Source organism: Novosphingobium sp. FW305-C-30-35, from assembly GCF_058783135.1.
The window spans coordinates 392,713-415,489 of sequence record NZ_JBYSYJ010000001.1 but is presented as its reverse complement, the minus strand read 5'-3'; the positions used below and the strand labels follow the sequence as shown (position 1 = coordinate 415,489).

The 22,777-nt window shown below is 62.8% G+C and carries 25 protein-coding genes; 22 read left to right on the top strand and 3 right to left on the bottom strand.

Annotation, left to right across the window (positions count from 1 at the left end; genetic code table 11):
- Positions 1-27: 27 nt before the first annotated feature.
- The 22 genes from AC3WLM_RS02265 to AC3WLM_RS02160 all read left to right on the top strand — a co-directional run bounded on the left by AC3WLM_RS02265 (position 28) and on the right by AC3WLM_RS02160 (position 20,498).
- Entirely contained in the window at positions 28-402 is a 375-nt protein-coding gene (locus AC3WLM_RS02265) for an NADH-quinone oxidoreductase subunit A (protein WP_039331365.1), read from the top strand.
- On the top strand, positions 399-953 hold the full coding sequence (locus tag AC3WLM_RS02260; protein WP_492476471.1) for a NuoB/complex I 20 kDa subunit family protein: 555 nt from the start codon (positions 399-401) through the stop codon (positions 951-953). The genes AC3WLM_RS02265 and AC3WLM_RS02260 overlap by 4 nt, the downstream gene beginning before the upstream one ends.
- 13 nt (positions 954-966) lie before the next feature.
- Positions 967-1,944 carry an NADH-quinone oxidoreductase subunit C gene (locus AC3WLM_RS02255; protein ID WP_492476470.1) on the top strand — a complete coding sequence of 326 codons (978 nt, stop codon included), beginning with the start codon at positions 967-969 and terminating at the stop codon, positions 1,942-1,944.
- Positions 1,941-3,152 carry an NADH-quinone oxidoreductase subunit D gene (locus AC3WLM_RS02250; RefSeq protein WP_039331359.1) on the top strand — a complete coding sequence of 404 codons (1,212 nt, stop codon included), beginning with the start codon at positions 1,941-1,943 and terminating at the stop codon, positions 3,150-3,152. Before AC3WLM_RS02255 ends, AC3WLM_RS02250 begins: the two co-directional genes overlap by 4 nt.
- On the top strand, positions 3,149-3,412 hold the full coding sequence (locus AC3WLM_RS02245) for a hypothetical protein (RefSeq protein WP_062342103.1): 264 nt from the start codon (positions 3,149-3,151) through the stop codon (positions 3,410-3,412). The genes AC3WLM_RS02250 and AC3WLM_RS02245 overlap by 4 nt, the downstream gene beginning before the upstream one ends.
- Positions 3,412-3,762, top strand: a complete 351-nt coding sequence (locus AC3WLM_RS02240; protein WP_196274640.1) for a nuclear transport factor 2 family protein — start codon at positions 3,412-3,414, stop codon at positions 3,760-3,762. Before AC3WLM_RS02245 ends, AC3WLM_RS02240 begins: the two co-directional genes overlap by 1 nt.
- A complete protein-coding gene (locus AC3WLM_RS02235; RefSeq protein WP_492476469.1) occupies positions 3,759-3,956 on the top strand; it encodes a hypothetical protein in 198 nt (65 codons plus the stop codon). The genes AC3WLM_RS02240 and AC3WLM_RS02235 overlap by 4 nt, the downstream gene beginning before the upstream one ends.
- Complete coding sequence (locus tag AC3WLM_RS02230) at positions 3,949-4,617, top strand: complex I 24 kDa subunit family protein (RefSeq protein ID WP_492476468.1); 669 nt, start codon at positions 3,949-3,951, stop codon at positions 4,615-4,617. Before AC3WLM_RS02235 ends, AC3WLM_RS02230 begins: the two co-directional genes overlap by 8 nt.
- 123 nt (positions 4,618-4,740) lie before the next feature.
- On the top strand, positions 4,741-6,039 hold the full coding sequence (nuoF, locus tag AC3WLM_RS02225; protein WP_492476467.1) for an NADH-quinone oxidoreductase subunit NuoF: 1,299 nt from the start codon (positions 4,741-4,743) through the stop codon (positions 6,037-6,039).
- Positions 6,039-8,048 carry an NADH-quinone oxidoreductase subunit NuoG gene (nuoG, locus tag AC3WLM_RS02220; RefSeq protein WP_492476466.1) on the top strand — a complete coding sequence of 670 codons (2,010 nt, stop codon included), beginning with the start codon at positions 6,039-6,041 and terminating at the stop codon, positions 8,046-8,048. The genes nuoF and nuoG overlap by 1 nt, the downstream gene beginning before the upstream one ends.
- Positions 8,045-9,088, top strand: a complete 1,044-nt coding sequence (gene nuoH / locus AC3WLM_RS02215; RefSeq protein WP_039331349.1) for an NADH-quinone oxidoreductase subunit NuoH — start codon at positions 8,045-8,047, stop codon at positions 9,086-9,088. Before nuoG ends, nuoH begins: the two co-directional genes overlap by 4 nt.
- Complete coding sequence (nuoI, locus tag AC3WLM_RS02210) at positions 9,085-9,570, top strand: NADH-quinone oxidoreductase subunit NuoI (RefSeq protein ID WP_039331348.1); 486 nt, start codon at positions 9,085-9,087, stop codon at positions 9,568-9,570. Before nuoH ends, nuoI begins: the two co-directional genes overlap by 4 nt.
- 12 nt (positions 9,571-9,582) lie before the next feature.
- On the top strand, positions 9,583-10,200 hold the full coding sequence (locus AC3WLM_RS02205) for an NADH-quinone oxidoreductase subunit J (protein WP_039331347.1): 618 nt from the start codon (positions 9,583-9,585) through the stop codon (positions 10,198-10,200).
- Positions 10,200-10,505: an NADH-quinone oxidoreductase subunit NuoK gene (nuoK, locus tag AC3WLM_RS02200; protein ID WP_011445933.1), complete on the top strand. Its 306-nt coding sequence runs from the start codon at positions 10,200-10,202 to the stop codon at positions 10,503-10,505. The genes AC3WLM_RS02205 and nuoK overlap by 1 nt, the downstream gene beginning before the upstream one ends.
- Positions 10,506-10,509: 4 nt before the next feature.
- Complete coding sequence (gene nuoL, locus AC3WLM_RS02195; protein WP_492476465.1) at positions 10,510-12,558, top strand: NADH-quinone oxidoreductase subunit L; 2,049 nt, start codon at positions 10,510-10,512, stop codon at positions 12,556-12,558.
- Complete coding sequence (locus AC3WLM_RS02190; RefSeq protein WP_193828087.1) at positions 12,555-14,096, top strand: NADH-quinone oxidoreductase subunit M; 1,542 nt, start codon at positions 12,555-12,557, stop codon at positions 14,094-14,096. Before nuoL ends, AC3WLM_RS02190 begins: the two co-directional genes overlap by 4 nt.
- Positions 14,096-15,559, top strand: coding sequence for an NADH-quinone oxidoreductase subunit NuoN (gene nuoN / locus AC3WLM_RS02185; protein WP_492476464.1), 1,464 nt, complete (start codon positions 14,096-14,098; stop codon positions 15,557-15,559). Before AC3WLM_RS02190 ends, nuoN begins: the two co-directional genes overlap by 1 nt.
- A gap of 4 nt (positions 15,560-15,563) precedes the next feature.
- Positions 15,564-16,295 (top strand): biotin--[acetyl-CoA-carboxylase] ligase, encoded by a 732-nt coding sequence (locus AC3WLM_RS02180; protein ID WP_492476463.1) that lies wholly within the window; start codon positions 15,564-15,566, stop codon positions 16,293-16,295.
- The gene (locus tag AC3WLM_RS02175; protein WP_039331337.1) at positions 16,279-17,064 is read left to right on the top strand and encodes a type III pantothenate kinase; all 786 of its coding nucleotides are present in this window, start codon (positions 16,279-16,281) and stop codon (positions 17,062-17,064) included. Before AC3WLM_RS02180 ends, AC3WLM_RS02175 begins: the two co-directional genes overlap by 17 nt.
- Positions 17,061-18,713, top strand: a complete 1,653-nt coding sequence (locus AC3WLM_RS02170) for a ribonuclease J (protein WP_062342126.1) — start codon at positions 17,061-17,063, stop codon at positions 18,711-18,713. Before AC3WLM_RS02175 ends, AC3WLM_RS02170 begins: the two co-directional genes overlap by 4 nt.
- A gap of 4 nt (positions 18,714-18,717) precedes the next feature.
- Positions 18,718-18,990 carry a DUF1467 family protein gene (locus AC3WLM_RS02165; RefSeq protein WP_039331332.1) on the top strand — a complete coding sequence of 91 codons (273 nt, stop codon included), beginning with the start codon at positions 18,718-18,720 and terminating at the stop codon, positions 18,988-18,990.
- Between the two features lie 2 nt (positions 18,991-18,992).
- On the top strand, positions 18,993-20,498 hold the full coding sequence (locus AC3WLM_RS02160; protein ID WP_492476462.1) for a glycosyltransferase family protein: 1,506 nt from the start codon (positions 18,993-18,995) through the stop codon (positions 20,496-20,498).
- 3 nt (positions 20,499-20,501) lie between these two features.
- Here AC3WLM_RS02160 and phoB read toward each other — a convergent pair whose 3' ends face one another.
- The 3 genes from phoB to pstB all read right to left on the bottom strand — a co-directional run bounded on the left by phoB (position 20,502) and on the right by pstB (position 22,777).
- Positions 20,502-21,191 (bottom strand): phosphate regulon transcriptional regulator PhoB, encoded by a 690-nt coding sequence (gene phoB, locus AC3WLM_RS02155; RefSeq protein ID WP_039331331.1) that lies wholly within the window; start codon positions 21,189-21,191, stop codon positions 20,502-20,504.
- 74 nt (positions 21,192-21,265) lie between these two features.
- Positions 21,266-21,952, bottom strand: coding sequence for a phosphate signaling complex protein PhoU (gene phoU / locus AC3WLM_RS02150; protein WP_039331329.1), 687 nt, complete (start codon positions 21,950-21,952; stop codon positions 21,266-21,268).
- A gap of 9 nt (positions 21,953-21,961) precedes the next feature.
- Complete coding sequence (gene pstB, locus AC3WLM_RS02145; RefSeq protein ID WP_062342130.1) at positions 21,962-22,777, bottom strand: phosphate ABC transporter ATP-binding protein PstB; 816 nt, start codon at positions 22,775-22,777, stop codon at positions 21,962-21,964.

The window sequence follows — 22,777 nt, the reverse complement described above, 5'->3', positions numbered from 1 at the left end:
GAACCTGCAGCTTCGCGAGTCAGCCCTTTGGTCGATCTGTCTCAATACCTGCCGATCCTGATCTTTCTCGGGATCGCCTTGGCGCTTTCTTCCGCATTCGTGTTCCTGCCAATGGGCGTGTCGCGCCTGACCGGCGCGCACAATCCCACCGCGGAAAAGCTCAGCGAGTATGAATGCGGCTTCCCCGCGTTCGAAGACCCGCGCAGCCAGTTCGACGTGCGGTTCTATCTCGTCGCGATCCTGTTCATCATCTTCGATCTCGAAGCCGCGTTCCTGTTTCCCTGGGCGGTCAGCCTGAAGGAAACCGGTTGGGCCGGGTGGACAACCATGATGGTCTTCCTCGGCGAACTGGTGATCGGCTTCATCTATGCCTGGAAGAAGGGCGCGCTGGACTGGGAATGAGCAACATGGCCACTAACCCGCTCGTTACTGCCAATGCCGGTGCCGTTTCGGCGCCGGACCAGGCGTTTTTCGACAGCCTCAATGCCGAGGTGAACGACAAGGGCTTCCTCGTCACCAGCACCGAAGAATTGTTCCAGTGGGCCCGCACCGGCTCGCTGTGGTGGATGACCTTCGGCCTTGCCTGCTGCGCGGTCGAGATGATCCACGTCAACATGCCGCGTTACGACATGGAGCGCTTCGGCGTCGCCCCGCGCGCCTCGCCGCGCCAGTCGGACGTGATGATCGTGGCCGGCACGCTGTGCAACAAGATGGCCCCGGCACTGCGCAAGGTCTACGACCAGATGTCGGACCCCAAGTACGTGATCTCGATGGGTTCGTGCGCCAACGGCGGCGGCTATTACCACTACAGCTATTCGGTAGTGCGCGGCTGCGATCGCATCGTGCCCGTGGACATCTACGTGCCCGGCTGCCCGCCGACTGCCGAAGCGCTGCTCTATGGCGTGATGCAGTTGCAGCGGAAGATCCGCCGCGCCGGCACGATCGAGCGCTGAGGAGCAAGGAACAATGACCGTTCTCCACTCCGCGCCGCGCTGGTCCTCGAACGAGGGCGTGAAGGATGCGCTGGTGGCCGCGCTCGGCGCGATGCTGGTTTCGGCAGACGAGGAGCATGGCGAAATCCTGCTCACCGTCGCGCGTGACAGCGTCGAGGATGCGCTGCGCCTGCTTCGTGACGATCACGAATACCAGCAGCTGATGGACATCGCAGGCGTCGACTACCCTCAGCGGGCCGAGCGCTTCGACGTCTGCTACTGCCTGCTCTCGGTGACGAAGAACCACCGCGTGATCGTCAAGGTCTCGACCGATGAGGCGACGCCGGTGCCGACCGTGACGACGCTGTGGCCGAACGCCGGCTGGTACGAGCGCGAAGTCTACGACATGTTCGGCGTGCTGTTTTCGGGCAATTCGGACCTGCGCCGCATCCTGACCGACTACGGCTTCCAGGGTCACCCGTTCCGCAAGGACTTCCCGCTGACCGGCTATGTCGAGCTGCGCTATTCGGAAGAAGACAAGCGCGTGGTCTATGAGCCGGTGCAGCTGGCACAGGATCTGCGCCAGTTCGACTTCATGAGCCCATGGGAAGGTGCGGACTACGTGCTGCCGGGTGACGAGAAGGCCGCGACCCCGCCGCCTGCTCCGGCTCCGGTGGCGACCAAGCCCGACACCAAGGGCGATCCGAAGGGCGACGTGCCCAAGACGACCGACAAGCCCGCCGACACCGGCGCTGGCGAGAAGGCCAATGCCGAGGCGGCCAAGCCGGTTTCTGATGCGAAGGCCACCGGCGGCACTGTCGCGGGTCAGGGCCAGGGCGAGCCGGTTGCGGTGAAGACTGAAATTGACGCTCCCGATGCGCCCGAGCCGACCGAGGCTCGCCCGGCGAAGAAGCCGCGCGCAACGAAGACTGCCGATACCGAGGGCGCGACCGAAGCGGCCGACAAGCCCAAGCGGACGCGCGCGAAGAAGACCGATGGAGAAGGCGCATGAGCCTGAGCCTCGAACAGTCGCCGACCACCGGCGACGAGGTCATTTCCAACTACACGATCAACTTCGGGCCCCAGCACCCGGCGGCGCACGGCGTGCTGCGCATGGTCATGGAGCTTGACGGCGAGATCATCGAACGCATCGACCCGCACGTCGGCCTGCTCCATCGCGGCACCGAGAAGCTGATCGAGCACAAGACCTACCTGCAGGCGCTGCCCTACTTCGACCGGCTCGACTACTGCTCGCCGCTGGCCATGGAGCACTCCTACGTGCTCGCGGTCGAAAAGCTGCTGAACATCGAGGTTCCGCTGCGCGCCCAGTACCTGCGCGTGCTGTTCGCGGAACTGACCCGAATCTGCAACCACATGCTTAACCTCGGGTCGCACGTCATGGACGTCGGCGCGATGACGCCGAACCTGTGGCTGTTCGAGATCCGCGAGGACTGCCTCAACTTCTTCGAGCGCGCTAGCGGAGCGCGCATGCACTCGGCATGGTTCCGCCCTGGCGGCGTGCACCAGGACGTGCCGCTCAAGCTGCTGACCGACATGGCGGACTGGATTGACGACCGCCTGTTCCCGCTGTTCGAGGACGCGATGAGCCTCGTGGTCGACAACCGCATCTTCAAGCAGCGCAACGTCGACATCGCCGTGGTTTCCAAGGAAGACGCGCTGCGCTGGGGCTTCTCCGGCCCGATGATCCGTGGTTCGGGCATTCCGTGGGACTTGCGCAAGAGCCAGCCCTACGACGTCTATGACCGCATGGAGTTCGACATTCCCGTCGGCACCAGCGGCGACTGCTATGACCGCTTCATGGTCCGCGTCGAGGAAGTGCGCCAGTCGGCCCGCATCATGCGCCAGTGCATCGCGCAGATGCCCGAAGGCCCGATTGCCAGCACAGACCGCAAGGTGGTGCCGCCCAAGCGCGCCGAGATGAAGCAGTCGATGGAAGCGCTGATCCATCACTTCAAGCTCTACACCGAAGGCTTCCACGTTCCGGCGGGCGAAGTCTATGTGGCGACCGAAAGCCCCAAGGGCGAATTCGGCGTCTATCTGGTCTCGGACGGTTCGAACAAGCCCTACCGCTGCAAGATCCGCCCGACCGCGTTCAGCCACCTCCAGGCGATGGACTTCATGTGCAAGGGCCACATGCTGCCCGACGCCACCGCCATCCTCGGCGCGATCGACGTGGTGTTCGGGGAGTGTGACCGGTGAGCGGCGAAGATCTGATGATTTTCTGTCGACAGCCCGTGGTTGTTGGCGGCGAAACATTCAACGTTGTTGCGGGGCTTCGGTCGGACCGACCCGGTGAAATTATTGTTCGGACGATGGATGATAATGATTACCCGGACGACCGTTTCCCCGTGGAGATTATTCCCGCAGCCGCTGGGATTGTTCTCAGGACTGGACCAAGCTTTTATCCTTGGGAAGAGCTTATGCAGAGGGCAGAGCATCGCTTGAGGGGGCAGCTCTGATGTCAAACCTTGAAACCGCGAAGGCGATGATCGCCGCCTACAACGCGCAGGACGTGGATACTTACGTCTCCTACATGACCGACGATGCCTGCGAGGCGAACTATCGCGGGGATGTGGTGCGCGAGGGCAAGGAGGGCACGCGCTCGGGCCTTGCCGCCGCGTTCGCGCGCTGGCCGCAGAACCATGCCGAGATCGTCGAGGCGCAAGCCATCGGCAACTACGTGCTGATGCGCGAGCATGTGACGCGCGGTCCCGCGACCGATGGTTCGGCGCTGGTCGAGCCGTTCGATGTGATCGCAGTCTATTCTTTCGAGGGCGACAAGTGCTCTCGGGTGGAGTTTATCCGGTGAAGTCCACGTTTGACCTCATGCGCCTCTGGGCCATGCTGACGGGCCTCGTGCTCGCCGCGTGGTACTTCGGCGAACTCTGGCTCGGCGCGAAGGTGACCGAGACGCTGCCCATGCTGATCGCCGCCATTGGCGGGTTCGAGCTGTTCCACTATGCGCAGGATATCCTGATCAAGCGGGGGCGGACCAATGGCTGATCGCTTCATCGAACCGGACAGCCCCGAACTACGCGCCCGCTGGGGTGGCTTCGAATGGACGGCTGAGAACGCTGAACAGGCCAAGGTCATCGTCGGCCGCTATCCGGCGGGGCGTCAGCGCTCGGCGGTGATGCCGCTGCTCGATCTGGCGCAGCGCCAGGTGGGGGCGGAGCTGAACACGCAAGGCTGGCTGCCGATCCCGGTGATGGAATACGTGGCCAAGTATCTCGACATGCCGGTGATCCGCGTGGTCGAGGTGGCGACGTTCTACACGATGTACAACATCGCCCCGATCGGGCGTTTCCACGTGCAGGTCTGCGGCACCACGCCCTGCATGCTGCGCGGGTCGGACGACATCATGGCCGCCTGCAAGGGCAAGGGCCTGAAGAAGGGCCACACCACCTCAGACGGCATGTTCACGCTGACCGAAGTCGAGTGCATGGGCAACTGTGCGTCTGCTCCCATGGTCCAGATCAACGACGACAACTACGAAGACCTGACCCCCGCCGACATGGAGCGCATCCTTGACGAGCTGGCCGCAGGCAAGCAGCCGAAGACCGGCACGCAACTGCCGGGCCGTCATACGGTGGAACCGGCGGGTGCGCTCAGCAACCTGACGGCGATGGTTGACGCCAACCACGATTACCGAGGGGAGTGGTAAGATGAACCAACATCCCAACCCCGCTCAGGCTGAGCTTGTCGAAGCCCGCCCGCTGCCGTCGCGTTTTGCCATCATCCTTCGACAGGCTCAGGATGAGCGGATTTTTGCGATTAGAGGTGCCCTGTGAGTCTCGCTGACAAGGATCGCATCTTTACCAACGTCTACGGTTTCCAGCCGTGGAACCTTGCCGCCGCACGCCAGCGCGGGGACTGGGACAATACCAAGGCCCTGATGGAGCGCGGGCAGGACGCGATCATCGAGGAAATCAAGGCCTCGGGCCTGCGCGGTCGTGGCGGTGCGGGCTTCCCCACCGGCATGAAGTGGTCGTTCATGCCCAAGGAGAGCAAGGACGGTCGTCCCAGCTTCCTCGTGATCAACGCCGACGAATCCGAACCCGGTTCGTGCAAGGACCGCGAGATCATCCGCCACGATCCGCACAAACTGATCGAAGGCGCGCTGATCGCGGGCTATGCGATGCGTGCGCGCGCCGCCTACATCTACATTCGCGGCGAATATATCCGCGAGGCCGAGACACTGTTCGCCGCCGTGCAGGAGGCTTATGACGCCGGCCTGATCGGCAAGAACGCCTCTGGGTCGGGCTACGATTTCGACGTCTTCGTCCATCGCGGCGCGGGCGCCTATATCTGCGGCGAAGAGACCGCGATGATCGAGAGCCTCGAAGGCAAGAAGGGCCAGCCCCGCCTCAAGCCGCCGTTCCCGGCGGGCGCGGGCCTCTATGGCTGCCCGACCACGGTGAACAACGTCGAATCGATCGCGGTTGCGCCGACGATCCTGCGTCGCGGCGCTTCGTGGTTCTCCTCGTTCGGTCGCGAGAACAACAAGGGCACCAAGCTCTTCCAGATCAGCGGCCACGTGAACCGGCCCTGCGTCGTCGAGGAAGAGATGAGCATCCCGTTCAGCGAGCTGATCGAGAAGCACTGCGGCGGCATCCGTGGCGGCAAGGACAACCTCCTCGCCGTGATCCCCGGCGGCTCGTCGGTTCCGCTGGTTCCGGCGGCCGAAATCTGGGACGCGCCGATGGACTTCGATGGCCTGCGCGCGCTGGGCTCGGGCCTTGGTACTGCCGCTGTCATCGTCATGGACAAGTCCACCGACATTGTCCGCGCGATCAGCCGCCTGTCGTACTTCTACAAGCACGAAAGCTGCGGCCAGTGCACACCCTGCCGCGAAGGAACGGGGTGGATGTGGCGCGTGATGGAACGCCTGCGCACCGGCGATGCGGATGTCGAGGAAATCGACACGCTGTTCAACGTGACCAAGCAGGTCGAAGGCCACACCATCTGCGCCCTGGGTGACGCGGCCGCCTGGCCGATCCAGGGCCTGATCCGCCACTTCCGCCCTGAGATCGAGCGCCGGATTGCCGAGAACGCTCGGCCAGAACTGTCAGAGGCAGCAGAATAATGCCTAAAGTCAAAGTCGACGGCGTAGAGCTCGAAGTCCCGGCAGGCGCTACTGTCCTGCAGGCGTGCGAGCTGGCCGGCAAGGAAATCCCGCGCTTCTGCTATCACGAGCGGCTGAGCATTGCCGGCAATTGCCGCATGTGCCTGGTCGAAGTGAAGCCCGGACCGCCAAAGCCGCAGGCGTCCTGCGCGCTGCCCGCCACGGAAGGCCAGGAAATCCGCACGGATTCCGAGATGGTCAAGAAGGCGCGGGAAGGGGTGATGGAATTTCTCCTGATCAACCACCCGCTCGATTGCCCGATCTGCGATCAGGGTGGCGAGTGCGACCTGCAGGACCAGTCGGTCGCCTATGGTCGTGGTGCCTCGCGCTATCACGAGAACAAGCGCGCGGTGACCGAGAAGTACATGGGCCCGCTCATCAAGACGACGATGACGCGCTGCATCCACTGCACCCGCTGCGTGCGCTTCAGTGAAGAAGTAGCGGGCGTGGACGAGATCGGCGCGCTCTATCGCGGCGAGACGATGCAGATTTCCACCTATCTGGAAAAGGCTGCGGCGCACGAGCTTTCCGCCAACGTGATCGACCTCTGTCCGGTCGGTGCTCTGACGAGCCGTCCCTATGCGTTCGAAGCGCGTCCTTGGGAGCTGAAGAAGACGCTGTCCATCGACGTTTCGGACGCGCTGGGCTCTAACATCCGGCTCGACAGCCGTGGCCGCGAAGTGCTGCGCATCCTGCCGCGCGTCAACGACGACGTGAATGAGGAATGGCTGTCCGACCGTGGCCGCTACATGGTTGACGGACTGACCCGGCGCCGTCTCGACAAGCCATGGCTGCGCCGTGATGGCAAGCTGGTCGCGGCGACCTGGGCCGAGGCGTTCGAGGCTGTTGCAAAGATCAATCCGGGTTCGTCGGTAGCGGTGATCGCGGGCGATCTGGTTGATTGCGAGACGATGTTTGCGGCCAAGAAGCTGGCAGGGGCCTTGGGTTCCACGCTGCTTGAAGGCCGTCAGACGGGTCTGGCCTATGACACGTCGAACCTTGCGGCAGTGAACTTCAACTCAGGCCTGGCTGGCATCGAGGATGCAGACGCGGTGCTGATCGTGGGTTCGATGATCCGCGATGAAGCGCCGCTGCTCAACACCCGCCTGCGCAAGGCGGTGAAGAAGGGCGCGAAGGTCTTCGTGGTCGGCCCGCAGTGGGACCCGACCTATCCGGCGACGTTCCTGGGTGATGATCTGGCGGTGCTGGGCAACCTGCCAGCCGAAGTCAGCGATGCCTTCGGTGCGGCGCAGAAGCCCGCGATCATCATTGGCGGCGCGGCTCTGGGCAAGGGTGCTCTCGGCGCAGGTCTCGCCTTTGCCGAACAGTTCAATCTGGTGCGTGAGGGCTGGAACGGCTTCAACGTCGTGCACATGGCGGCGAGCCGCATGGGTGGCCTGATGCTCGGCTACGCGCAGACGGGCGGCCTTGCCGATCTGGTTGCGGCCAAGCCGAAGATGGTCATCTCGCTGGGTGCGGATGAGGTGGACTTTACAAAGTTTGCCGACAGCATGATCGTGCATATCGGCCATCATGGTGACAAGGCGGCGCACGCTGCCGATGTGATCCTGCCTGCCGCCGCGTTCAGCGAGAAGGACGGCACTTACGTCAACACCGAAGGCCGCGTGCAGTATGCGGAAAAGGCCGTGTTCGCGCCGGGCGATGCCCGCGAGGACTGGACGATCCTGCGGGCCATGGCCGACGCGCTTGGCGTTTCGGTAGGCTTCGACAGCTTCGAGCAGCTTCGCGCCGCGATGGTGGCCGAAGTTCCGGCGCTGGGCTTGGAAGGTCTGGCCGATTACGGTGCTCTGCCCTCGGCTCCCGCTGGTGCCAGGGCTGAGGGTGTGATCGCGGGTTACCCGATCAAGGATCGCTACCTGACCAACGCCATCGCCCGTTCCAGCCCGACGCTGCAGCGCTGTTCGGCGGAACTGCTCCACGGGACAAGCTTCGCGGAGGCCGCGGAATGACCGAGTTCTTCATGGGTCTTGGCCTCTCGTACGAGTGGGCCTGGGGCATTGCCACCATCTGCGGGATCCTGCTGATCGCGTTCCCGCTGATGCTCGGCGTTGCCATGATCATTTATGCCGACCGCAAGATCTGGGCGGCGATGGCGCTGCGCAAGGGGCCGAACGTGGTGGGGCCGCTGGGTCTGCTGCAGTCGTTCGCCGACGGTCTGAAGGTGTTCCTGCAGGAAACCATCATTCCTTCGGCGGCGAACAAGGGCCTGTTCCTGATCGCGCCGATCATCACCTTTACCGTCGCGCTGATGGCCTGGGCGGTGATCCCGTTCAATTCGGGCGCGGTGCTGGCGAACATCAACGTCGGCCTGCTCTACGTTCTGGCGATCTCGTCACTCGGCGTTTACGGGGTGGTGATCGCGGGCTGGTCGTCCAATTCGAAGTACCCGTTCTTCTCGGCGATGCGCGCTTCGGCGCAGATGATCTCCTACGAAGTCTCGATCGGCTTCATCCTGATCTGCGTGGTGCTGTGGGCGGGGACGTTCAATCTGAACGACATCGTCAAGGCGCAGCAGAGCCACGTGTGGATCATCAACGGTTTCGTCGCGAACCCGCTGCTGTTCCCGATGTGGGTGATGTTCCTGATCTCGGGCATGGCCGAAACCGCACGCGCGCCGTTCGACCTGACCGAAGCGGAATCGGAGCTCGTCGCCGGTTACCAGACCGAATACTCGTCGATGGCCTTCGCGCTTTACTGGCTGGGCGAATATGCCAACGTGCTGCTGATGTGCGCGCTGAACGCCGTGCTGTTCTGGGGCGGATACCTGCCGCCGCTCGACATTCCGGTGCTCTACCTCGTGCCGGGCTTCGTCTGGCTGCTGCTCAAGATCCTGTTCTTCTTCTTCATCTTCAGCTGGGTGAAGGCGACCGTCCCGCGCTATCGCTATGACCAGCTGATGCGCCTGGGCTGGAAGATCTTCCTGCCCGTATCGCTGCTGTTCGTGTTCCTCGTCAGCGGCTACCTCATGGCTACCGGACACTTCGCATGACCGTCGGACAGCTCATCAAGAGCTTCACCCTTTGGGAGTTCGTGAAGGCGCACTGGCTGACCTTGAAGTATTTCTTCAAGCCCAAGGCGACGATCAACTACCCGTTCGAGAAGAACCCGCTTTCCCCGCGCTTCCGTGGTGAACATGCCCTGCGCCGTTATCCCAACGGCGAGGAGCGCTGCATCGCGTGCAAGCTGTGCGAGGCGGTGTGCCCGGCGCAGGCGATCACGATCGAAGCCGAACCGCGCGAGGACGGCAGCCGCCGCACCACGCGTTACGACATCGACATGACGAAGTGCATCTTCTGCGGCTTCTGCCAGGAAGCCTGCCCGGTCGATGCCATCGTCGAGGGGCCGAACTTCGAATACGCGACCGAAACGCGCGAGGAGCTGCTCTACGACAAGGCAAAGCTGCTCGCGAACGGGGACAAGTGGGAGCGGGCGATAGCCGCGAACCTTGAAGCCGATGCGCCGTATCGCTAGGGGGCCGCGCTGATGATCCAGGTATTCGCCTTCTATCTCTTCGCCACGCTCTGCATCTTCAGCGGTGCGGTGACGATTCTTGCGCGCAATCCGGTGCATTCGGTGCTCTGGTTGATCCTCGCGTTCTTCAATGCCGCCGGTCTGATGGTGCTGGTGGGCGCCGAGTTCATCGCGATGCTGCTGGTCATCGTCTATGTCGGTGCGGTTGCGGTGCTGTTCCTGTTCGTCGTGATGATGCTCGACATCGACTTTGCCGAACTGCGCGCCGGATTCATCAAGAACTTCCCGCTCGGGCTGGCGCTGGCCGTCGTGCTTTTCGTCGAGCTGTTCGTCGGCCTCATCGTGCGCGGTGCAGGGTCGGTTGCGCTGGGCAAGGCCGATGGCTCGGCCGCGCCGCTGGCCGAAGCCTCGAACATCGAGGCCATCGGTGCACTGCTCTACAGCCGCTACCTGTTCCTGTTCGAAGCGGCGGGCATTGTCCTGCTGGTTGCGATGATCGGCGCGATCGTGCTGACGCATCGCCAGCGCACCGACACGCGTGGCCAGAACGTCTCGAAGCAGAACGCACGTCGCCCGGAAGAGGCGACCGTCAATCTCCAGCCGGAAGTGGGCAAGGGGGTCCAGATCTGATGATCGGCATCGAACACTACCTCGTCGTCAGCTCGATCCTGTTCGTGCTGGGCGTGCTTGGCATCTTCCTCAACCGGAAGAACGTCATCATCATCCTGATGGCGATCGAACTGATCCTGCTTTCGGTGAACCTCAACCTCGTCGCGTTCAGCGCGTTCCTGCACGACCTTGTCGGCCAGGTCTTCGCGATGTTCGTGCTGACGGTGGCTGCGGGCGAGGCAGCAATCGGGCTTGCCATTCTCGTCATCTACTTCCGTGGCCGCGGCACCATTGCCGTCGACGATGTCAACCGGATGAAGGGCTGAACCAATGTCTTCCATCCTGATCATTGTATTCCTGCCGCTTCTGGCAGCGATCGTCGCAGGCCTCGGCAACAAGAAGCTGGGCGCGGTTCCGGCCAAGGTGGTGACCACTGGCGCGCTGTTCATCTCGTGCGCGCTGTCCTGGCCGATCTTTATCTCTTTCCTGGGCGGAACGGCCGAGGCAAGCGTCACTCCGGTGCTGCACTGGGTCAAGTCGGGCGCGCTCGACTTCGCATGGGCGCTCCGGGTCGACACGCTTACGGCAGTCATGCTGGTGGTCATCACCAGCGTCTCGGCGCTCGTCCACCTGTACTCGTGGGGCTACATGAGCGAGGAGCCGGATCAGCCGCGCTTCTTCGCCTACCTGTCGCTGTTCACCTTCGCCATGCTCATGCTGGTGACGGCGGACAACCTCGTGCAGATGTTCTTCGGTTGGGAAGGCGTGGGCCTCGCCTCCTACCTTCTGATCGGCTTCTGGTTCCGCAAGCCTTCCGCCAACGCTGCCGCTATGAAGGCCTTCGTGGTCAACCGCGTCGGCGACCTCGGCTTCATGATGGGCATCTTCGGGACGTTCCTGGTGTTCGGCACAGTGTCGATCCCGGCGATCCTTGAAGCCGCGCCCGGCATGGCCGGCTCGACCATCGGTTTCCTTGGCTACCGCTTCGACACTATGACCGTGCTGTGCCTGCTGCTGTTCATCGGCGCGATGGGCAAGTCGGCGCAGCTTGGTCTGCACACGTGGTTGCCTGACGCGATGGAAGGCCCGACTCCGGTATCGGCGCTGATCCACGCTGCCACCATGGTGACAGCGGGCGTGTTCATGGTCTGCCGTCTGTCGCCAATGTTCGAAGTCAGCCCAACGGCGCTGTCGTTCGTGACCTTCATCGGCGCGATGACGTGCATCTTTGCGGCGACCGTGGGCACGACGCAGACCGACATCAAGCGCGTGATCGCCTATTCGACCTGCTCGCAGCTGGGCTATATGTTCTTTGCGGCAGGTGTCTCGGCCTATGGCGCGGCGATGTTCCACCTGTTCACCCACGCCTTCTTCAAGGCGTTGCTGTTCCTGGGTGCCGGTTCGGTGATCCACGCGATGCACCACGAGCAGGACATGCTGTACTATGGCGGCCTGCGTAAGAGCATTCCGCTTACCTACTGGGCGATGATGATGGGCACGCTGGCGATCACCGGCGTCGGCATTGTCGATGTGTTCGGTTTTGCAGGTTTTTACTCGAAGGACGCGATCCTTGAGGCGGCCTATGCCAAGGGCACCGAACTGGGGCACTTTGCCTTCTTCATCGGTATCTTTGCAGCGCTGCTGACCAGCTTCTATTCGTGGCGTCTGGTGTTCCTGACCTTCTTCGGCAAGCCGCGCTGGGAGCAATCCGAGCATATCCAGCACGCGGTACACGATGCTCATGGGCATGACGATCATGCTCACGGGCACGATGACCATGCGCATGCGCATCATCATGATGAGCACAACGATGGCACGGCAGGCTATCACCCGCATGAAAGCCCGCTGAACATGCTGGTTCCGCTGGGCGTGCTGTCGCTTGGCGCGGTGCTGGCAGGCTTTGTCTTCCATCACAGCTTCGTGAGCGAAGGCACCGGACATTTCTGGAAGGGCTCGCTCGTGTTCGCGGAACACACGATCCATGCAATGCACGCAGTGCCGACATGGGTTAAGTGGGCGCCGTTCGCGGTCATGGCCACCGGCCTGCTGATCGCCTGGTACGCCTATATCAAGAACACGAAGTTCCCGGCCGCGTTCGTCGAACAGTTCGGGTTCCTCTACAAGTTCCTGCTCAACAAGTGGTACTTCGACGAGCTTTACCACTACGTTTTCGTCGTTCCTGCGATGTGGCTTGGCCGCGTGTTCTGGAAGGTTGTCGACCAGGGCGTGATCGATCGCTTCGGCCCGAACGGTGCCGCTTGGGTCGTCGCTCAAGGCAGCCGCGCCGCCGCCAAGCTCCAGTCGGGGTATCTCTATAGCTATGCGCTGGTCATGCTCGTCGGCCTTGTCGGCGCGATCAGCTGGGTGATCGCACAATGACCGGTTTTCCGATCCTCTCGCTGATGCTGCTGGTGCCGCTGGTTGCGGCAGTGGCCTGCCTTGTCGTTCCTCGTGAACAGGCGCGTTCCGTTGCGCTTGTCGCCACTTTGATCGACTTCGTTCTGGGGGTGATCCTCTGGGCACAGTTCGACATCGGCGGCGCGCAGTGGCAATTCACGGAAAGCGCCGCGATCTTCTCGGGCTTCTCGTGGAAGCTCGGCATCGATGGCATCGCGCTGCTGCTGATCGCGCTGACGGTATTCCTGATGCCGATCTGCATCGGCGCCAGCTGGACCTCGATCGACAAGCGCCAGGGCGAGTATTACGCGGCGTTCCTGCTCATGGAAACGCTGATGATCGGCGTGTTCGCGGCGCAGGACCTGTTTCTGTTCTACATCATGTTCGAGGCCGGCCTGATCCCGATGTACCTGATCATCGGCGTGTGGGGCGGGGCGGAGCGCATCTACGCCAGCTACAAGTTCTTCCTCTACACGCTGCTCGGCTCGGTGCTGATGCTGATCGCGATGTTCTGGATGGTGAACGAAGCCGGCACGACCGACATCCCGACGCTGATGGCCTACAACTTCCCGGTGCAGGCGCAGACCTGGCTGTGGCTGGCCTTCTTCGCGAGCTTTGCCGTGAAGATGCCGATGTGGCCGGTCCACACCTGGCTGCCTGACGCGCACGTGCAGGCGCCCACCGGCGGTTCGGTGATCCTTGCGGGTGTCCTGCTGAAGATGGGTGGCTATGGCTTCATCCGCTTTTCGCTGCCGATGTTCCCCGAAGCCTCGGCGCAGTTCGCGCCGCTGATCTTCGGCATGTCGATGGCGGCCGTGGTCATCACCTCGCTGATCGCGTTGGTGCAGCACGACATGAAGAAGCTGATCGCCTATTCCTCGGTCGCGCACATGGCGATCGTGACGATTGGCCTGTTTGCCTTCAATCAACAGGGTCTCGAAGGTTCGATGCTGATCATGCTGAGCCACGGCCTGGTTGCAGGCGCGCTGTTCCTCAGCGTCGGCGTGATCTACGACCGTCTGCACACGCGCGAAATTGCGCGCTATGGCGGCTTGTCGATCAACATGCCGTATTACGCGGTGTTCCTGCTGCTGTTCACGATGGCCTCGATCGGGCTTCCGGGTACGAGCGGTTTCGTTGGCGAGTTCCTGTCGCTGATGGGCGTCTACCAGATCTCGAGCTGGGTTGCCCTGATTTGCACCACCGGGATCATCCTTGGTGCGGCATACATGCTCTACCTTTATCGTCGCATTGCCTATGGCGAGCAGAAGAACGCCGATGCCGCCGCGATGCTCGATCTCGACAAGCGCGAGTGGGCGATGATGGTTCCGCTTGCTGCTGTGGTGCTGTGGATGGGCGTGTACCCTGAAAGCTTCATCGCGCCGATGCGCAAGGACATTGCCGCGCTCGATGCGCGCCTCGCGCAAGCCAAGCCCAAGGGCGATGCGCAAGTAACTGCTGGAAAGCCGATGGCTGCTGCCCATTCTGAACATGAAGCCGCGCACGGGGAGGCACACTGATGGACTTCGCCCGTTCGCTCGCGCTCACCACGCCCGAAATTCTGCTTTCGGTTTCCGGCTTGGTGCTGCTGCTGATCGCCGCTTGGGGTGGTGACAAGGCCTCGCGCCTGATCTCGATCCTTGCCGTTGCTGTCCTTACGGTTTGCGCCATTCTTACTGCGCCTGCGCTGTGGGGGCAGGCGATGGGGCGGGACGTGGCTGCGTTCGGTGGCCAGCATCGCGCCGATGCCTTCGCCGCGTTCGCCAAGTTACTGATCTACGCCAGTGCTGGCGTGACGCTGATCGTTGCGCAGTCGTTCTTCGACAAGGCTCGCGCAATGCGCGCGGAATTCCCGCTGCTCGTGCTGTTCGCCTCGCTCGGCATGGGCATGATGGTGTCTGCAGGTGATCTGCTGGCGCTTTACATCGGCCTCGAGCTGAACAGCCTTGCGTCCTATGTGTTGGCTTCGTTCCTGCGCACCGACGAGCGGTCGGCGGAATCCGGCCTCAAGTACTTTGTGCTTGGCTCGCTGGCCTCGGGTATCCTGCTGTTCGGCATGAGCCTGACCTACGGCTTCACCGGCACGACCAGCTTTGGCGGGATCAATGCTGCGCTTGCGGGCGGCCTGTCGACCGGTGCGACGTTCGGCCTGATCTTCGTGCTCGCAGGGCTTGCCTTCAAGATCAGCGCGGCGCCGTTCCACATGTGGACGCCTGACGTTTACGAAGGCGCGCCGACGCCGGTAACGACGTTCTTCGCCACGGCGTCGAAGGTCTCGGCGCTGGGCCTGCTGATGCGCGTCAGCTTCGAGGCATTCGGGAGCCAGCCGCACGCCTGGCAACAGGTGGTGATCTTCGCCTCGCTGCTGTCGATCGTGATCGGCGCGCTGGGGGCGATCGGGCAGAACAACATCAAGCGCCTGATGGCCTATTCGTCGATCAACAACGTCGGCTTCATCCTGATCGGTCTTGCAACGGCAACGCGTGCGGGTGCCTCGGCAATGCTCGTCTACATTGCGATCTACGTTGCGATGTCGGTGGCAGGCTTTGTCGCGGTGCTGCTGCTGCGCGACGAGAACGGTGAACATGTCGAAGCGATCTCCGACCTGGCTGGCCTTTCGAAAACGCGCCCCTGGATTGCCCTTGCCATGGCGTCGGTGATGTTCAGCCTCGCCGGTATTCCGCCGCTGTTCGGCTTCTGGGGCAAGTTCGTGGTGTTCCAGGCCGCAGTGCAGGCCGACATGATCGTGCTCGCCGCGATCGGCATCGCTGCCTCGGTGATCGGTGCGTTCTACTACCTCAAGGTCGTCAAGGTTATGTACTTCGACGAACCGGCGGATGTGGTGAAGGGCACTGGCGAGACTTCGCATACCGTGCTGCTGGTGCTGTCGAGCCTCGCAATCTCGCCGCTCGGCTACCTTGGCACCAAGTGCCTCGATACGCTCGCGGGATACGCTGCCGCAGCGCTGTTCCCGGTCGGCTGATCACTTGATCGAAACCGTCGCCGAAATTCCCTCGACCAATGGTGCGCTGCTCGCGCGCCTTGGCGGGGGAGAGGCCGTGGCCGAAGGTTATTGGCTGGTTGCTGACCGGCAAAGCGCTGGGCGCGGGCGCGCAGGGCGCGCATGGAGCGACGGCTTCGGCAATTTCATGGGTTCGACGGTCGTCAACCTTCGTGGTCCTGATCCGTTGCCGCAGACGCTGGCTCTGGTTGCCGGGCTGGCTGTGCACGAGACGGTCAGTGCCATCGCTCCGACACTGGCTGATCTCTGGCTGAAGTGGCCGAACGACCTGCTTGTTGGTGATGCAAAGCTGGCGGGCATTTTGCTCGAGCGGCAGCGTGATGCTGTGGTTATAGGAATTGGCGTAAACCTCGCGCAAGCACCCCAAGTACCTGACCGGTCGACGGCGTCGCTGAGCGATTTCGGCATCGACATTTCCCGCGACCGGTTTGCCGCCGATCTGGCTGCGCGGCTTGGCGATGCAGTTGACCGGTGGCACTACGGCGAATGGCCGCTGCTGCGCCAGCAGTGGATTTCCCGCGCCTTGCCCACGGGGACGCTTGTTTCGGTCAAGGATAGCGGCCACGGCACCATCATGGGTGCGTTTGCCGGTATCGATGATGACGGCGTTGCCCTTCTTCGCTTGGCGGACGGAGCGGTCCGTGCCATCCACGCGGGCGACATAGATATGGTGGGAACTCATGCTTCTGGCGGTTGACGTCGGCAATACCAACATCGTCTTCGCACTGTTCGAAGGTCGCGAGATCAAGTCACGCTGGCGTGTTGCGACCGATCCACGCCGCACGGCTGACGAGTACGCAGTTTGGCTGTTGCAACTCATGCAATTGCAGGGTTTTGACCGAAAAGCCGTGAGCAAGATCATCATCTCGACAGTTGTGCCGCGCGCGCAGCACAACCTCGAGGTCCTTTCGCAAAAGTACTTCGGGCTCGATCCGCTGATCGCAGGGCAAGCTCCCGTGGAATGGGGCTTCGAGGCAGATGTTGACGAGCCGCGCTCACTTGGCGCAGACCGTGCCGTCAATACCGTGGCGGCCCACGCCAAGTATGCTGGTGACCTGATCGTCGTCGATTTCGGCACAGCCACGACATTCGACGTGGTAGACTTCAATGGTGCCTACAAGGGCGGGATCATCGCACCCGGGATCAACCTGTCGCTCGACGCGTTGGTGACGGCAGCCGCAAAGCTGCCGCGCATTGCAATCGCGCCGCCGCGAGGCAACGACCGCCGGGTCATTGGTCGCAACACCGAAGACCAGATGCAGATCGGCGTGTTCTGGGGCTATGTCGCAATGATGGAAGGCCTGATCGCGCGGCTGCGTTCAGAGATCGGTCGCCCAGCCAAGATCATTGCGACGGGCGGCCTCGCCGTGCTGTTTGACGAGCATACCGAGATTTTCGATCACGTGGATACCGATCTTACCCTCGACGGCCTCGCCATCCTTGCTGAAAGAGTGTCTGATTCGTGAAGCCTGCCAAGGAACTCCTCTTCCTCGCCCTTGGTGGCTCGGGCGAGATCGGGATGAACGTCAACCTTTATGGGTGTGACGGCAAGTGGCTGATGGTCGACCTCGGCATGACATTCGCCGACCCGTATTACCCCGGGATCGACCTGGTTTTTGCGGACCTCGATTTCATCGAGCAGCGTCTCGATGACCTTGTCGGTATCGTCCTGACGCACGCGCACGAAGACCATATCGGCGCCGTGCCGTACTTCGCACAGGACCTTGGCGTGCCGCTTTATGCGACGCCTTTCACGGCCAAGCTGGTGCATGAGAAGCTGGTCGAAGCGGGGATCGAGGAAGAGGTCGAGCTCAACGTCATTGATCACCTCGATCGCTTCGAACTGGGGCCATTCGGCATTCGCTACGTGCCGCTGGCGCACTCGATTGCGGAAGGCAATGCGCTGCTCATCGACACCCCGCATGGTCGCATCTTCCATACCGGCGACTGGAAGCTGGACGACGAACCGCGCATCGGCACCCCGGCGACCGAGGAGGAATTGACCGCTATCGGTGACGAGGGCGTGCTGGCGCTGGTCTGCGATTCCACGAACGTGTTCAATCCCAAGCCATCCGGTTCGGAAGGCGAAGTGCGGGCGGGGTTGCTCGAGGCGGTTGGCGCGCAGAAGGGGCGTCGCGTCGTCGTCACCACCTTCGCATCCAACGTGGCACGCCTCCAGACGCTGGGCGAGGTGGCCGAGGCGACCAATCGGAAGTTGTGCGTTGCGGGCCGCTCGCTCGACCGTATCATCCGCGTTGCGCAATCGTGCGGCTATCTCAAGAACTTCCCTGATCTGGTCCATGTCGACGATGCAATGGACGTGCCACGCGGCGAACTGCTCGTGCTGGCGACAGGTGGGCAAGGTGAGCCGCGCGCGGCACTGGCACGCATTGCCGGCGATCAGCACCCGGTGCGGCTTGAGAAGGGCGACGTGGTCCTGTTCTCCAGCCGCCAGATCCCGGGAAATGAACTTGCCATCGGGCGCATCCAGAATGCGCTGGTAGAGAAGGGCGTGCGGATCGTGACTGACAGGCAGTCAATGATCCATGTCTCCGGCCACCCCGGTCGCCCCGAACTGGTGGCGCTGTATGACTGGATCCGGCCGGAGATCCTTGTGCCCGTCCACGGCGAAATTCGTCACATGGCCGAGCAGGCACAACTCGGCCTGGACGAAGGCATTCCGAAGGCGATCCTGCAGAAGAACGGCGATTTGATCCGGCTTGCACCCGATGGTCCGAAGAAGCTTTCGGAAGAACGCGCCGGACGTCTGGTGCTCGACGGCGACATCATAGCCCCTGCCGACGGCGAGGGCGTTGTTGCGCGACGCAAGCTTTCGCAGAACGGACTGATCACGGCGGCGCTTGCGGTGCGGCACGATGGGCAACTGGTTTCTGACGTGGAGATCGCCTCGATCGGCATTCCGTTGGACGAAGACATGGAGGCCTTCGTGGCGGAGGCCAAGGTCGAGGCATCGCAGGCCGTGCGGAACCTGAAGGGCGATCGCAAACGGGATCGAGTGGCCGTGGCAGAAGCCGTCAGGCTGGCGGTCCGTCGCACCGGACAACGCTGGTCGGGCAAGAAGCCGGTCGTGCAAGTGCTGCTGCGGGAAAGCTGAACCCATGAAGATCACGTCGATCATTGCGATTTACGGGCTGTTCTGGGTGATGGCGGCGTTCATCGTCCTCCCGTTCGGCGTGCGCACGCATGACGAGCTCGGGCAGGAGAAGGTGCTCGGGCAGGCCGACAGTGCGCCTGGCAACTTCAATCCGCGCAAGATCGCGATCCGTGCGACGATCCTTTCGGCCGCGATGTTTGCGTTCTTCTATGCTAACTATTTCAATGGCTGGATCACCGTGGCCGACCTCGATTTGACGACCTACTTCCCGCACTGACTGTGGCTGGGGGGGCTGGAACGAGCGGGGAGACAAGGCAGCGTCGGATAGACCCGGCGCTGGCATGGCTGCTGGTCCTCGCGCTTTTCTTCCGCATTCCGATCTCGCTGTTCACCGTCTACCATCACGCAGACGAGATCTGGCAGTATATCGAACCGGCCTACGGCTTGATAACTGGCGACTGGATCCGCACCTGGGATATCCGCCTCGGCATTCGCAGCTGGTTGATCCCGCTGGTCATGGTCGGGCCGGTCGGGCTTGGGCATGCGCTCGATCCCGCTGGCGAGTTGCACCTGGTCCTGCCGCGCCTGTGCATGGCGGTGGCATCGTTGGGGACGGTCTGGGCCGGATGGTCGCTTGGCGTGCGGATCAGCCGGACACATGCGATAACGGCCGGGTTCGTTGCCGCGGTCTGGGTGGACTTTGCCTACTTCGCCTCGCGCACTTCGAGCGATACTTTCTCGGTCCTCGCCATCCTTCCCGGTCTCGCCTTGCTGGTGCGCTTTCGTGACCAAGGCAATCGCCGCGACGCGCTGATCGGCGGGTTCCTCCTGGGCCTTGGCTTCATCACGCGGTTTCCGCTCGGCCCGGCCTTGGCAATCCCGTTCCTGTGGGCCGGACGGTTTGAACTGCGTCGCGCATGGCTGCCGCTGCTGGTCGGCGCAGCCGGCGGTGTGCTGTGCGACGTGCTGGCCAACCTTGCCATGGGCGAGATGCCGCTGGTCTGGATCTACAACAATGTCTTTGCCAATGTCGTCGCCAACCGCAGCCATGCCTACGGGGTCGAGGCACCGGAATGGTATCTGCAGGTACTGATCTGGCAGTGGCAGTGGATCGCAGTAGCGCTGGTGCCTGCCCTCCTGTTCGGGGCGAGGCGCTATCCCATGCTGGTGGCAACGGCAGCGGCGGTGATCGCCATCCATTCGGCAATCGGCCACAAGGAGTATCGCTTCATACTGCTTGCAGTGCTGCTGCTGATACAGGTGGCCGCCATCGGTTCGGTCGATCTTGCGCAGCGCCTGGCCGCCAGGCGCAAGCGTGAGCTGGGCCGGATGGGCCTTGCTCTCGTCCTTGGCCTGTGGCTGGCGGCATCGGTGCAAGTGGCGGCGACAGAGCCTTTCGTGATCAACTGGGGTGTTGGCAAGGCGCCGCTGCGGGCTATGCGGACCGTGCGCAGCCAGCCGAACTTCTGCGGGCTGGCAACCTATCGCATCCGTGACGTGCCGTTCGTCTCGCGCGCGGTGCTCAACCGCAAGGGGCAGACGCTGTTGATCGAGGGGCGGCAGGCTCCCCGTATCGCGGCGCAGGCGCAGGCGCGCTACAACGTTGCGGTGGCACCGGCCGAACACATGGGGGAGTTGCCGCCAGCCTATCGCTTCGTCGGCTGCATGTCGCCGAAAAAGCCGCTGTTCGAGCAGCAGTACTGCGTGTTCCGACGGGAAGGGCCGTGCACCGAACCGGCGGGTGATCTCGATTACAACGCGGTGCTGGTCCGCATCGACAAGTAGCGGTCAAACGCCCTCCAGAGCATAGCCAGCCGAGCGCACTGTGCGTACGGGATCGGCCGCACCGGGGATTGCAATGGCCTGACGCAGGCGGCGGATGTGGACGTCGACCGTGCGCAGCTCGATGTCGCTGCCGCTTCCCCAAACCGCGTCGAGCAACTGTCCGCGCGAGAATACGCGACCGGGATGTTCCATGAAGTGCTTGAGCAGGCGAAACTCGGTCGGACCGACCTTCATCGGTGTGCCGCGACGCATGACGCGGTGTGCTGTCGGGTCGAGCGACAGATCGCCGACCGTGATCGTCTCACCAGCCAGGGCCGGGCGCACCCGGCGCAGGACTGCGCCGACGCGGGCGATCAGCTCGCGCGGGGAGAAGGGCTTGGTGACGTAATCGTCCGCGCCGATCTCAAGCCCGCGGATGCGATCGTCTTCGTCAGAGCGGGCAGTGAGCATGATGATCGGAACGTGCGCCGTCTCCTTGTTGCGACGTAGCCGGCGGCATACTTCGATGCCGCTGGTGCCACCGATCATCCAGTCGAGCAGGACGAGGTCGGGGGCATCCTCGGCGGCGAGAAGCAGGGCCTCGTCACCGTCGTCGGTGGTGCGCACGTCGTAGCCTTCGCCGCGAAACCGGTATTCGACCAGTTCGGCCAAGGCGGTGTCATCTTCAACCAGCAGCAACTTCGGAGCAGGCACGCAAACCTCCTTGACGGTCAGTTTGCCAAGACACGACCAATGTTACCGCCTTGTGACGAAACCCCAAAAGGGCCTCACGCTGGCGGCAGCACTTCCTCGCGATCCGGCAGGTTCATGCCCGTGGCGGCATAGTAGACCATTTCGGCGATGTTGGTGGCATGGTCGCCAATGCGCTCGATATTGCGTGCGACGAACAGGAGCTGGGCAGCGCTGCTGATCGTGGCGGGGTTTTCGACCATGAACGAGACGAGGTTGCGGAAGATCGAATCGTAGAACGCATCGACCTTGGCATCGCGCTGGACGATCTCGGCCGCGGCAACAGGATCGCGCGCTGCAAAGGCTGTCAGCACGTCGTGAACCATCTCTGCGGCAAGGTCGTTCATCGCCGGAATCAGGGTCAGCGGTTCGAAACGCTTGCGCCCTTCGATGATGCCGACGCGCTTGGCGATATTCTTGGCGTAATCGCCGATCCGCTCGATCACGCCAGCGATCTTTAGTGCGGCGATGACTTCGCGCAGGTCATCGGCCATTGGCGCGCGCAGGGCAAGGACGCGGATGGCGAGCTTGTCGACTTCGGCTTCGAGCTGGTCGATCCGCTTGTCGCGCGCAATTACGCCGGCGGCGAGGTCATGGTCGCCACGCAGCAGCGCATCCATCGCCTCGGACACGGACAGCTCAGCAAGGCCGCCCATTTCCGCGACAAGGCCGCGCAGCCGGGTGATGTCCTCGTCGAAAGCCTTGACGGTATGTTCGGCCACCATGTCTTCCCCTTACCCGTAACGTCCGGTGATGTAGTCCTTCGTCCGTTCCTCGCGCGGATTGGTGAAGATATCGGAAGTCTTGCCGTATTCGACGATCTTGCCAAGGTGGAAGAACGCTGTCCGCTGCGATACGCGCGCAGCCTGCTGCATTGAATGGGTGACGATGACGATGGCATAGCGGCCACGCAACTCGTCGATCAGCTCCTCGATCCGCGCAGTGGCGATGGGGTCCAGTGCCGAGCAAGGCTCGTCCATGAGGATGACTTCGGGATCGACGGCGATGGCGCGGGCGATGCACAGGCGTTGCTGCTGCCCCCCGGAGAGCGCGGTGCCGCTGTCGTTCAGGCGATCCTTCACCTCGTCCCACAGGCCGGCCCGGCGCAGCGACTGCTCGACGATCTCGTCAAGCTCGGCCTTGCTGCCGGTGATGCCGTGGATCTTGGGGCCGTAGGCGATGTTTTCGTAGATCGACTTGGGGAAGGGGTTCGGCTTCTGGAATACCATGCCAACGCGGGCGCGTAGCTGCACCACGTCCATGCCGGACTTGTAGATGTCCTCGCCGTCGAGCAGGATATCGCCTTCGACCCGAGCGCTGGCGATCGTGTCGTTCATGCGGTTGAGCGTGCGCAGGAACGTGGACTTTCCGCAGCCCGACGGGCCGATGAACGCGGTGACATAGCGCTGCGGAATCTCGATGGACACGTCGTCAATCGCCCGCTTCTCGCCGTAGAACACCGAGACGTTCTTCGCGCTCATCTTCGACGGCGCATCGAAGTAGGGCTTGTCGTCCTGCTTCACTGCAGTCTGGATCGCTTCAGCGTTCAT

Bases quoted from the DNA above. Each gene is read 5' to 3' on its own strand.
- AC3WLM_RS02260 (WP_492476471.1), top strand. From the start codon at position 399: ATGAGCAACATGGCCACTAACCCGCTCGTTACTGCCAATGCCGGTGCC.
- AC3WLM_RS02255 (WP_492476470.1), top strand. From the start codon at position 967: ATGACCGTTCTCCACTCCGCGCCGCGCTGGTCCTCGAACGAGGGCGTG.
- AC3WLM_RS02250 (WP_039331359.1), top strand. From the start codon at position 1,941: ATGAGCCTGAGCCTCGAACAGTCGCCGACCACCGGCGACGAGGTCATT.
- AC3WLM_RS02240 (WP_196274640.1), top strand. From the start codon at position 3,412: ATGTCAAACCTTGAAACCGCGAAGGCGATGATCGCCGCCTACAACGCG.
- AC3WLM_RS02230 (WP_492476468.1), top strand. From the start codon at position 3,949: ATGGCTGATCGCTTCATCGAACCGGACAGCCCCGAACTACGCGCCCGC.
- nuoG (WP_492476466.1), top strand. From the start codon at position 6,039: ATGCCTAAAGTCAAAGTCGACGGCGTAGAGCTCGAAGTCCCGGCAGGC.
- nuoH (WP_039331349.1), top strand. From the start codon at position 8,045: ATGACCGAGTTCTTCATGGGTCTTGGCCTCTCGTACGAGTGGGCCTGG.
- nuoI (WP_039331348.1), top strand. From the start codon at position 9,085: ATGACCGTCGGACAGCTCATCAAGAGCTTCACCCTTTGGGAGTTCGTG.
- AC3WLM_RS02205 (WP_039331347.1), top strand. From the start codon at position 9,583: ATGATCCAGGTATTCGCCTTCTATCTCTTCGCCACGCTCTGCATCTTC.
- nuoK (WP_011445933.1), top strand. From the start codon at position 10,200: ATGATCGGCATCGAACACTACCTCGTCGTCAGCTCGATCCTGTTCGTG.
- nuoL (WP_492476465.1), top strand. From the start codon at position 10,510: ATGTCTTCCATCCTGATCATTGTATTCCTGCCGCTTCTGGCAGCGATC.
- AC3WLM_RS02190 (WP_193828087.1), top strand. From the start codon at position 12,555: ATGACCGGTTTTCCGATCCTCTCGCTGATGCTGCTGGTGCCGCTGGTT.
- nuoN (WP_492476464.1), top strand. From the start codon at position 14,096: ATGGACTTCGCCCGTTCGCTCGCGCTCACCACGCCCGAAATTCTGCTT.
- AC3WLM_RS02175 (WP_039331337.1), top strand. From the start codon at position 16,279: ATGCTTCTGGCGGTTGACGTCGGCAATACCAACATCGTCTTCGCACTG.
- AC3WLM_RS02165 (WP_039331332.1), top strand. From the start codon at position 18,718: ATGAAGATCACGTCGATCATTGCGATTTACGGGCTGTTCTGGGTGATG.
- phoU (WP_039331329.1), bottom strand. From the start codon at position 21,952: ATGGTGGCCGAACATACCGTCAAGGCTTTCGACGAGGACATCACCCGG.
- pstB (WP_062342130.1), bottom strand. From the start codon at position 22,777: ATGAACGCTGAAGCGATCCAGACTGCAGTGAAGCAGGACGACAAGCCC.